The sequence below is a fragment of the Streptomyces sp. NPDC002573 genome (assembly GCF_042889625.1).
GTDB lineage: Bacteria > Actinomycetota > Actinomycetes > Streptomycetales > Streptomycetaceae > Streptomyces > Streptomyces gibsoniae.
Genome location: NZ_JBIARC010000147.1, coordinates 1 through 9,955 on the forward strand (window position 1 = coordinate 1; position 9,955 = coordinate 9,955).

General features: G+C 69.1%; 10 protein-coding genes and 4 pseudogenes. 7 read left to right on the top strand and 7 right to left on the bottom strand.

The features are described 5' to 3' along the window. A pseudogene (locus ACFYX0_RS45420) lies at nt 1–156 on the top strand (IS982 family transposase); the annotation flags it as partial. A gap of 181 nt (nt 157–337) precedes the next feature. Here ACFYX0_RS45420 and ACFYX0_RS45425 read toward each other — a convergent pair. The 3 genes and pseudogenes from ACFYX0_RS45425 to ACFYX0_RS45435 form a co-directional block, all read right to left on the bottom strand. Beyond that, nucleotides 338–1,450, bottom strand: a complete 1,113-nt coding sequence (locus ACFYX0_RS45425) for an aminotransferase class V-fold PLP-dependent enzyme (RefSeq protein ID WP_388981071.1) — start codon at nt 1,448–1,450, stop codon at nt 338–340. Nucleotides 1,451–1,568: 118 nt separating this feature from the next. Continuing rightward, nucleotides 1,569–1,718 (bottom strand): annotated as a pseudogene (locus ACFYX0_RS45430) (XRE family transcriptional regulator); the annotation flags it as partial. Beyond that, nucleotides 1,658–2,086, bottom strand: a complete 429-nt coding sequence (locus ACFYX0_RS45435; RefSeq protein ID WP_388981074.1) for a helix-turn-helix domain-containing protein — start codon at nt 2,084–2,086, stop codon at nt 1,658–1,660. The gene ACFYX0_RS45435 and the pseudogene ACFYX0_RS45430, both read right to left, overlap by 61 nt. Before the next feature lie 192 nt (nt 2,087–2,278). Between ACFYX0_RS45435 and ACFYX0_RS45440 the strand changes: the two genes are divergently transcribed. From ACFYX0_RS45440 to ACFYX0_RS45455, 4 genes are all read left to right on the top strand, one after another. Further along, complete coding sequence (locus ACFYX0_RS45440; protein ID WP_388981076.1) at nt 2,279–3,586, top strand: NucA/NucB deoxyribonuclease domain-containing protein; 1,308 nt, start codon at nt 2,279–2,281, stop codon at nt 3,584–3,586. 130 nt (nt 3,587–3,716) lie between these two features. Beyond that, complete coding sequence (locus ACFYX0_RS45445; protein ID WP_388981079.1) at nt 3,717–4,214, top strand: hypothetical protein; 498 nt, start codon at nt 3,717–3,719, stop codon at nt 4,212–4,214. Nucleotides 4,215–4,479: 265 nt separating this feature from the next. Then, complete coding sequence (locus ACFYX0_RS45450; protein WP_388981082.1) at nt 4,480–5,802, top strand: Ig-like domain-containing protein; 1,323 nt, start codon at nt 4,480–4,482, stop codon at nt 5,800–5,802. Nucleotides 5,803–6,181: 379 nt separating this feature from the next. Then, entirely contained in the window at nt 6,182–6,586 is a 405-nt protein-coding gene (locus ACFYX0_RS45455) for a VOC family protein (RefSeq protein WP_355924045.1), read from the top strand. 1 nt (nt 6,587) lies between these two features. On the opposite strand, the pseudogene ACFYX0_RS45460 reads toward ACFYX0_RS45455, so the two are convergent. Then, nucleotides 6,588–7,255: pseudogene (locus ACFYX0_RS45460) on the bottom strand (helix-turn-helix domain-containing protein). Between the two features lie 281 nt (nt 7,256–7,536). Beyond that, nucleotides 7,537–7,917 (bottom strand): winged helix-turn-helix transcriptional regulator, encoded by a 381-nt coding sequence (locus ACFYX0_RS45465; protein WP_388981084.1) that lies wholly within the window; start codon nt 7,915–7,917, stop codon nt 7,537–7,539. A gap of 64 nt (nt 7,918–7,981) precedes the next feature. Between ACFYX0_RS45465 and ACFYX0_RS45470 the strand changes: the two genes are divergently transcribed. Further along, nucleotides 7,982–8,620 carry an NAD(P)-dependent oxidoreductase gene (locus ACFYX0_RS45470; RefSeq protein ID WP_388981087.1) on the top strand — a complete coding sequence of 213 codons (639 nt, stop codon included), beginning with the start codon at nt 7,982–7,984 and terminating at the stop codon, nt 8,618–8,620. Between the two features lie 75 nt (nt 8,621–8,695). Here ACFYX0_RS45470 and ACFYX0_RS45475 read toward each other — a convergent pair whose 3' ends face one another. After that, complete coding sequence (locus tag ACFYX0_RS45475; protein ID WP_388981089.1) at nt 8,696–8,857, bottom strand: hypothetical protein; 162 nt, start codon at nt 8,855–8,857, stop codon at nt 8,696–8,698. A gap of 345 nt (nt 8,858–9,202) precedes the next feature. Then, a complete protein-coding gene (locus tag ACFYX0_RS45480) occupies nt 9,203–9,424 on the bottom strand; it encodes a hypothetical protein (protein ID WP_311696865.1) in 222 nt (73 codons plus the stop codon). A 219-nt stretch (nt 9,425–9,643) separates the two neighbouring features. Here ACFYX0_RS45480 and ACFYX0_RS45485 point away from each other — a divergent pair. After that, nucleotides 9,644–9,955, top strand: a pseudogene (locus ACFYX0_RS45485) (DNA-directed RNA polymerase subunit alpha); the annotation flags it as partial.

A 9,955-nucleotide genomic window follows, 5' to 3' on the forward strand; every position in this document is an offset into this window, starting at 1 on the left:
CTGGCCATCAACACCTCAGTGTGGAGCGACGACGTGTGGGTCGTGGACTCCACGCCGGTCGAATGCGGCCGCTCCCGCGAGACAGTGAAACGCTCTGACCTGGCCGGATGGGCCGAATACGGCTACTGCGCCAGCCACAGCCGGTTCTTCTGGGGGCCGCTCGCTGACCGCGTTCGATCACTGACCCCTTGGAATAGATCATCTAGGGCGCCGTCTGAAGTCGACGGAACAGACCCTGGTCGCGGTCATCTTCGACCGCAGGGCAGCGCCGACCGAAGGACATCGGTGCTGCGCTCCTGCACGACAAGGCCATCGTCAAGTTGCTGGACGGCCGGGATCAGCTCCCGAGTGACGAGAGTGCGGCGGCGACCCGTTGCGACGCCTCCGGCGGGGTCGAGGCGTGCGGGGACAGCCTGAGCGAGTCGGTGCGCACCGTCGGCGTGACTCCTTCGGCGTGCAGCGCCTTGGCGACGAGCGACGGATCGTGGTCCGGCATCGTGAAGGAGAGGATGCCCGCGCGGCGCGCCGAATCGGTGGGGGAGAGCACGCGGCCGCCGCACGTCTTGACGACTTCGGTGAGTTCGGTGACCCGAGCGGCGATGGCGGCCTCGATCGCCGCGACCGTGTGCCGCTCCACGAGATCCAGCGCGGCCGCGAACGCGGCGGTTGTCACCGGGCTCAGATTGGTGATCGACCACTGGCGGGCATCCGGGGCGGGCAGGTGCTCGGTTCCGTCGAAGACGCCGGCGTCCTCGACACCCGTCCAGCCGGTGAGGACCGGCTGGAGAGATTCCAGCGCGTGGTCGGAGAGTGTCGCGAAGCCGGTGGCCCATCCCGCGCGCAGCCACTTCTGACCTCCCGCGACCACCACATCGGCCGCGTCCCAGGCCATGGTGGCCACGCCGAACGCCTGGATGGCGTCCACGATCAACAGTCGGTCCGGTCCGATCGCCTCCCGTAGCGCCGCCAGATCGACACGGAACCCCGTACGGAAGTCCACGGCGCTGACGGACACGGCGACAACGTCGTCGGTCAGCGCGGCGCGGACGAGGTCGGGGGTGACACCGCCGCCGGGTTCCGGGTCGAGCCACCGCGGCGTGACCCGGCCCAGGTCAGCCGCACGGCGCCACGGATAGTGGTTCGCGGGGAAGTCGGTGCGCGGCGCGAGGACCACGCCGTCCTGGATGCCGAGCGCGGCGTGGAACAGGCCGGTGGAGGCGTTCGGGAGCAGCACGGTGTGTGCCGCGTCGGTGCCCGCGAGCCGGGCCGCCGTGGCACGCGCTGCCCCCTCCGCGCGCATCAGATCGTCCACGGTGGTGTGTCCGGCGCGGGCGGACTCCTCCATGGCGCGCGCGGTGGCTGCCACTGCGTCCCGGGACGGCGGGCCGAACCGCGCGAAGTCGAGATACCCGGCGGCCGTGTCGAAGTGGGCTGCGTACGACGTGAGCAAGGGGGCTCGTCCTTCCGGGGTGGTGCGGGTCGTGCGGTGCGGGACGTGTGGGGCAGGTCCGGTGGTCCGCGGCGTCGGTTCCGTTCCCCTGGCGTTGGAACAGGCGGAGGACCTTGGCGGGCTCCGGACCGCTGTTGCCGAACCAGTGCCCCATCTGCGTGCTGAACTCCGCCGACTCGCCGACTTCCACCTGCGGATCCATGGCTTTCAGAACGAGGCGCGGGCCGCCCGAGAGAACATACATCCACATGTGCCCCTCATGGATCTGAGGGTCGGGATCGGTACTGCCCCGGCGGCGTGATCAGCTTGAACGCCTGAATCGGGCCGACCATGGGCGAGCGGCAGGCGCACCATCCCGTTCCATGGCCGGGGTGCGAGTAGTCGGTTGGAGGGTCCTTCCTGGGGCGCGACATGGTGGAACACGTCGTCCAAGGAGATCCGGAGTGCCCGCGTGTTCGGCAGCAGGAGTTCCAGGCCCGGGCGTCGTTGTTGGCCCGCCATCAGCCGCGACAGGGTGCTCTTGGAAATGCCGGTCGCCTTGGCGAGCGCCGTCAGCGTCACCGTTGCGTATGCGATGTCGTCGTAGCTGAGGGCTGACAATGACGGGCGGCGACGATGCGCTGGTGGGCACGGCATGAGGCCTCCAACTCCCTCGCCTCGTCTCAGAGTTCAGGGCGCTGGACCGCGATCATCCGTATGCGGAAGCCCTGCGACGAACGGGATCCGATGTGCGGGTGCGGCGACGAAAATGTCATGTTCGCGGCGTGCGCGGCTTGGCTGGTGATACCTGTGGGTCGATGACAATTCGGCCGAACCAGAGGGAGTCGCGTGTTAAGAACCGCAAACCACGGCACGAATCGCGAACGGCCGCGACGCACCGGGAGGTGGGGCGCGGCGCTGGTCGCGGCGCTGGCGGCGCTCCTCTTCCTCGCCACCGGCACCGCCCAGGCCGCCGGACCATCGCCCAGCCCCTCGGGGCACCACAAGAAGACCAGCAAGGTGTACCTCAAGGCGACCCCGGAGACCGCGAAGTCCGTTCGCGGCGGCGACAAACCCATCAAGCCCCCGTCGCTGTCCGGAGCGCACAAGGACGGGGCGCTGACCACTCCGGTGTCCTCCATCACCCCGAACGAGTGCCTGGCGCAGAGCTCCTCACGCAGCGGCAACGGCTACGGCAAGGACCGCTTCGCCTCCTGCCAGGCCTACCATCTGCACGCCTGGCACGTGGTGTGCGACTGGCTGTTCGGCTGCGACCAGGTCGGCACCGCCGACGCGGATCTCGTCGACATCCAGTACACCGGCAACGGCGCACGTGACGCCTACATCGTGCAGTTCGTGGGCAACTGGGTCCAGGACGGTGACATGAGCGAGATCACCCTCACCGTCAACACCACCTGTACCGCGTCCGCCGGATCCGGCCCCTGCAACACGGTCTCTGGCTCGCCGACCACGGAACCGGTCGAGCAGTGGGTGCTCGGTGACGAATTCCTCTACTACTCCTTCGAGCAGCCGGTCGGCGTCGGCGCCGACCAGGTCAGCAACGCCCATCTGAACTGGCACATCACCGTCGCCGGCGGCGAGAACGGCCCGGTCACCCGGGACGGCCCCGACAGCGGCCTGCGCTGTGACTCCGCGAGCTACATCATCCAGGCGGGCGGCAGCATCGGGTGCGTCTTCCCCTGGGTCGCTCCGCAGACCTTGGTGATCCACCGGGGCACCACACCCGAGTCCGCCCAGAACATCTGGGAAGCCCAGAACACCCCGCTGTCCACGCAGCCGCCGTCCACCCTGCTGGGCATGCCGTTCAAGAGCATCCCGGGCTCCCCGGCCGGCGGCCGGCCACTGCACCGGGACCGCGACCACATCACCGCCCACCGCAACACGGCGCGAGCCGCGTGCCGCACGTACTTCCCCGGGAAGTACCCGGCGCCGAACACCGACTGCGACGAGTACCCCTTCGCCTCTACGCAGGAGGGAGCGGTCGACGTCGGCGACTTCCGCAACTACGTCGTCAAGCCGATCGATAGCGACGACAACCAGCAGGCGGGCCGGGATCTGGGCGACTTCTACGCCGACCAGCGCATCCTGGGCAGCAACGACATCCACGACCCCTTCTACGTGTCCGTCCAGCCCTGACCCCGGCACGGCGCCGGGCAGGGACCGGGTAAAACCGACCGGTCACATGCCGGGCGATGCTGGAATGGTGGCGCCCGGAGGCTTCCGGGCGCCACCGCCGTACCTTTGCCCCTCACAGAAAGGCCCTGCGATGCCCGCCTCCCCGACGCCCCCGCAGCCGTCCCGGATCGCCGGGGCCGACGGACTGGTCCTCACAGAGGACCACCTGTTCAACCTGGTCGACGCCGCCGCGCCCGTCACCTCCTTCACGCGCCCCCCGGCGCCGGGGCAGCGCCTGGTCGCCGTGGGCGCCGGCGTCGTACTCGCCGTGTTCCGCAGCGAGTTGGAGGACAACGAACCGCATGTGGAGCTGGAGCACTGGTCCTTCGCGCCGCCGGAGCCCGAGGGTGACTGGGAGGTGCACACCGAGGAGCGGCTCACGGTGGAGGCCGGCCGGCTCACCCTCGCCTCCGGCGTGAACGCGCTGCCCGCCCCGCATCAACTGACCGTCCCGCCGGGCCGGTACCGGCTCGGGGTCTGGTGCCAGGGCCGCACCGAGGCCCGGGCCGTCGAATTGGACGCCATCGACACCGGCAGGTTCCCGCAGGGGATCGAGCGGTGGATGGTACGGCTCTGGCCCGATCGTTAGCCGAGCGAGAGCCGAACGCCCGGCGGACGCGGGGACGGGGGCACGTCACCCGCCCTGCCCGCAGCGGATCGCCGCTGCGTCGGCGTAGTCCCCGGCGTGGGCGAAGCCGGCCGGCACCGTGAGGCCTCCTCCTCGATCCGCTCGGCGCCGATCACGTCGTCGAGGATGACGGGCATCGCCGCGTCGAAGAAGGGCAACCGCTACAGCCACCACCCGTCCAACCTCGCCCACGTCTCCACAGACCACCTCTTGGAAGCAGCACGCCGTGCCGGACAACGCGGCCTACCGGCAGATTCTGGCGGTGTTCGCCGAGACCGACGGTCTGCTGCGGGCACGGCACGTCTGGGAGGCGATGGACCTGGAGATCATGCCAAACAACGTTACGAGTCGGGGAGCGATAGTGCTCGGGGCAGGCTGGCCTGAGGGTTCCGGCCGGGGTGATCAGCAGGCTGTCGGGCGGGCGTCGCGGACGAGGACGAGTGCCTTGCTGGAGGACTCCGTCAACTTCGCCAAGAAGGGCACCACCCTCCTCGCCGGTGACGACGCGCACATGTTCGCCAGCGACCCGGGTTCGGTCAGCAGCAATGTGATGGACTCCATCGCCAAGCGCCTGCCCACCCTGCCCCCGCAGGCGCGCCCTGACGCCGCCCAGTTCCTCGGCGACATGTCCGACGACGGCAAACCGGCGGACCTGCAGTACGCCAAGTCCAAGATGGACGCCCTCCGCATCCCCGAGCGCGACATCGTCGGCAACCACGAGATCACCCAGGGCGCCGATGCCGAGAACGGCAACTACAGCAACACCTTCGGCGACACCCACTACGCCTACACCCAGGGCGCGGCTCGGATGATCGTCACCGACAACTCGCACGGCAGCCTGCAGTCCTCGGACCCCTTCCAGGACCCCTCCGGCGCCCAGTACCCGTGGCTGGTCCAGCAGCTGACGGACACCACCGCCAAGGACGTCCTGGTCATCACGCACATGCCCGCCTACGACCCCCACCCGGCCGCGAACAGCCAGTTCACGGACCGCTGGGAGGCGCAGATGTACCTGCGGCTCGTGCAGCGCTACCAGGATACGCACCCCGATCAGCACGTCATCATGCTGTACGGTCACGCCCGCGGCTTCGCCGAGCAGATCCTCAACCCCGAGGGGCGGAGCGTGACCACTGCCGAGGGCGGCATCCCGCAGTTCACCTTCGCGGACCTCGGCATGCCGGCCTACGCTCCTGCCGACCAGGGCGGTATCTACCACTTCGGCCTGCTGCGGATCGGTGACGACGGCGACCTGCAGTACTCCGTCGAGCCCGCTCTCGCGTCGATCACCGTCAAGGGACCGAAGGACCCGATCGCCAAGGGCGACCACGTCACTCTGACCGCGACGGGAGACCAGATACCCGGCGACAACATCGCACCGCTCACCATCCCGATCGCGGACCCCGCGTCCCACGTCTGGACGTCGAGCGACTCCAAGGTCGCTTCGGTGGACCCGTCCACCGGAGCCCTGACCGCCCACCGCTCCGGAACCGTCACCGTCTCGGTGACCTCCGGCGGCGTCACGGGCAGCGCCCAGATCATCGTCGAGTGACGTGACCCATGGCGGGGTGCCCGGGCTTTCCCGGGCACCCCTTTCCCTCAGTCGGCGTTCACCGGCAACCTCACCGAAGCGACCTGGCGGGACAAGCCGGTCTACGCGGTCGTCGGCCGGCAGGACCGGTCCAAAGACCCGAGCCTCGAGCGGTACGAGGCCAAGCGCGCGGGTTGCACCACCATGGTGGTGTGCAGGAGGTACGGCCGTCGATGAAGCCGGCCGCCGGGCGCGCGCACCGCTCCTGACCCCGTGACCTGCATCCCGTCACCTCACAAGCCGCATGCCGCTGGTAGCCCCCGTGTGCCCGGCGGGGTGTCCGTTTCCTTCAAGACCCGACGCCCGCCCTGCGCCTACGCTGCCGGCCATGAACACCGAACTGTCACCCCGATTCGATGTCGTCGGCATCGTCGTCTCCGATCTGGCCGCGTCGCTCGCCTTCTACCGACGCCTTGGGATCGCGTTCCCCGAAGGCTCCGAGGACCAGCCGCACGTCGAGGCCGTACTGCCGGGCGGGCTACGCCTTGCTCTCGACACCGAGGACACCGTCCGCTCGTTCCACCCGTCGTGGCGTCCGCCGACAGGCGGCGGCCGGGTGGGGCTGGCGTTCAGGTGCTCGAGCCCCGCACATGTTGACGCCGCGTACGAGGACTTGGTCGGCGCCGGGTATCACGGCGAGCTGAAACCGTGGGACGCCTTCTGGGGCCAGCGGTATGCCGTGGTGAACGACCCGGACGGGAACGGCATCGATCTGTTCGCGCCGCTGGCGGACGACAGCGCCTGAGCTACCGTCCCATCAGCTCGGTGAGCGGCGCTCCTGCCAGCTCCCGCACCTCGCGGGAGAGATGGGCCTGGTCCGCGAAGCCTGCCAGGGCCGCCGTCTCCGCAAAGGGGACGTCGGCGCGGGCCAGGGCAAGGGCGCGCTGCAGACGCAGGACCCGGGCCAGGGTTTTGGGGCCGTAGCCGAACGCGGTCAGGGAACGCCGGTGGAGCTGACGCGCGCCCAGGCCCACCGATTCGGCGGTCGCCGTGACGGAGCGGCCGGCCGTCAGCGACACCACGACCGCTCGCAGGAGGGGGTCGAAGGGTTCCGCGTCGGCCGCGAGACGCAGCGCCAGGTCTTCGAGGGCAGCGGCCGGGTCCGGTGCCTCGTCGACGCGTTCCACGAGGCGGCGCGTGTGGGCACCGGGCCAGAGGTCCACAAGGTCCACGCGTCGGTCGCGCAGCTCGTGCGCCGGCACACCGAGCAGGGCGGGGGCGGTGCCGGGGTAGAAGCGGACGCCCGCCCACGGACCCTGCGCACCGGGGCCGGGGCGGTACGCGCGGGTGTCGGGCCCGGCAACAAGGAGCCTGCCCTCGGTCCACAGCAGGCTCCCGGACGCCTGGCGGCTCCCCGAGTCCACACAACCGCCCCCGGCAGCCGGGACGCACGCTCTGCATACTCGGCGGACATGCCACGAAGGCTACGCCACGCGGGTGCGATGCTTCTGGGGCCGATCTCAGACCTCCAGACCTGCTGACCGGAAACGACCTGACTCCGGCGCCGAACACCGGCACCTCCCGAGGCGTCAACCCGCTCGCCGACCCGGGCATCACCCAAGGCGACCCGGCGGAGGCAGGGCTACGAGACTCTTGCGGATCACCACCGAACCGGGAAGGTGATGGAAGGCGACTGATCAGTGGGAACACGAGCGGCCCCGTCAGCCGCTGCGCGCAGTCGTGTCTGCGAAGCGGTCATGATCCGCCGACCGCTCCGGCCGTGTCGTACGCCTCGCGGGCCCACAGGAGGTCATCCCAGTGCTTCTCGGTCCAGGCGGAGATGACAGCGAAGACATCGAGGGCGCTGTGGCCCAGGGGCGTGAGGGCGTAATGGACCTGGGTTCGTCCTTCTCCGCTGACGGTTCGGGTGATCATTCCGTCACGCTCAAGGGTGCGGAGCGTGCGGGTGAGCATCCTCGGGGTGATCCGCGGCAGAGGGATGCGCAGTTCCGAGAACCGGCGGGGGCCGACTTCCAGGCATTGCAGGACGAGGGGCGCCCACTTGTCCGCGAACCGGATCGGGCCGAACTCGGACGGACACAGTTCCTCGAACATGTCCGGGGCCAGCGGTTCCATACACGTCAGGCTACTGGAGGACGGTATACCCCGTGATACTGACCGGCTGCCTATGTTCGGCCTCATGGCCAAGCCAGTGATTTTCGGTGCTGGTGGCAATGTCGGACGCATGGTCGTCCGGGAAGCTCTGCGGCGCGGTCACGCGGTGACCGCGGTGGTGCGCGACCCCGCCCGGCTCCGAGGGCTGAACGCCGACGGTGCTCGGGTGGAAGCGGGCGACGTGACCCACGCCCAGCAGGTGCTGGCCCTGGCCGAAGGGCACGAAACCATCATCAGTACGGCCACCCGGTACAATCCGGGCAGCGATTCCGACGCCTTCTGCACCGCCTCCACCCGCGCGTTGCTCGGCGCCGCCCGCGAATCCAGCGCCCACCGACTCGTGATCGTCAGCACGATGGCAATCCTGCGTGACGCCTCGGGTGCGCTGCTTGCCGACGCCCCTCTCTTTCCCGACGAGACCCGCCCGTTCATTCGCAGCCATGCGCTGGGTCTGGAACTCCTGCGCTCGGAGGGAGAGAACGTGGACTGGCTCTACCTCAGCCCTTCCGGCAACTTCGCCGGGGGCGGGCGCTCGGGCCGCTACCGCGTGCGCGAGCACGGCAGCTGGAGCGACGGGATCTCCCACTCCGACCTCGCGGTCGCAGTGGTCGACGAGAGCGAGCGGCCCGCACACCACCGGATCCGTCTTGCGGTCGCCCAGTAACGACCTGGCTCTGGCGTACAGCCCAAGGAAGGGAGTACAGGGTGAAGGTCGGCGTACCGAGAAGAAGTTTGCAGCTCAGGGCGAGGCCGACAGCACCTTCCACTGCTGCCTGTCCGACCCGGTCGTCACGTTGTCCTTGACGACCGATTCAAGGCCGCGACCGTCGATGACGACGGCCGAGCTCCCGGCCAGTTCCACAGGCTGCCCGGCCCGGACCTGTGGTGGTGGCGGCGACACCCCCGCATCCTCACGGGAGACCTCGGGGAAGCGCTCGGTTGGGCCGGCGCCGTCGGCACCGACCGGACTCAGCTTGACCCCCAGTTACGGACAGCTCTCAGGGTGCCTTGGGTTACGCGGCGCGCATACCCGGGGCTGGTACCTGTGCATCGTCGAGCGGGAAGGCCTCGTCCTCCCCGAAGTCCGGGGCATGGAAGGGGTTTGTCGTCGGAGGCGGCGATGCTTCGGTGGAGCAGCGGGGCTGCTCTTCCAGGGCGGAGAACAGCGACGTCGGATCGATGAGAGGCTCTCTTTCGTTACAGGTCCCTGAGGGGGCCTGGCGTGCCGTGACCGGGCACAGCGGTCCTACAGCTTGGTCATCTTGGCGTACGGGCTCAGGATCCGCATTTGCGCCGAGCCGAAGTCCACGAGCGCCGCGATTCCATCCTCGATGCCGATTACCCGGCCGAGGCCGTACACGTCGTGGGTGACCTGGTCGCCCACGGCGAAGTGCTTGGGAGTCGGTGGGACCGGGGCCTTGAAGGGGCTGGTAGGCAAATGACGCTTCGGTGCAGCAGGCTTTGTCATCGCCCCCAGTATGCACCTACGGACCGTGCTGGCGACTGCCCCTGAGGGGCATGAGTATCTGATCGTTAGACTTCACTCCTGCAAGAGCTGAGTCTGCCGACTGGTCGGCAGACGGGCAGGGTCGGGCGGTTCGGACGCACAAGAGGCCGAACCGCCCGTACCCTTCATGGTGTCTACGGCGTCACATAGCGGGCGCCAAACACTGGAGGCAATACACTCGTGCTGATTGCTCAGCGTCCGTCACTGACCGAAGAGGTCGTCGACGAGTTCCGCTCCCGGTTCGTGATCGAGCCGCTGGAGCCGGGCTTCGGCTATACTCTCGGCAACTCCCTGCGCCGTACCCTTTTGTCGTCGATCCCCGGCGCTGCTGTCACCAGCATCCGCATCGACGGCGTTCTGCACGAGTTCACCACCGTGCCGGGCGTCAAAGAGGACATCACCGACCTGATCCTCAACATCAAGCAGCTGGTCGTCTCCTCGGAGCACGACGAGCCGGTCGTGATGTACCTGCGCAAGCAGGGCCCGGGTCTC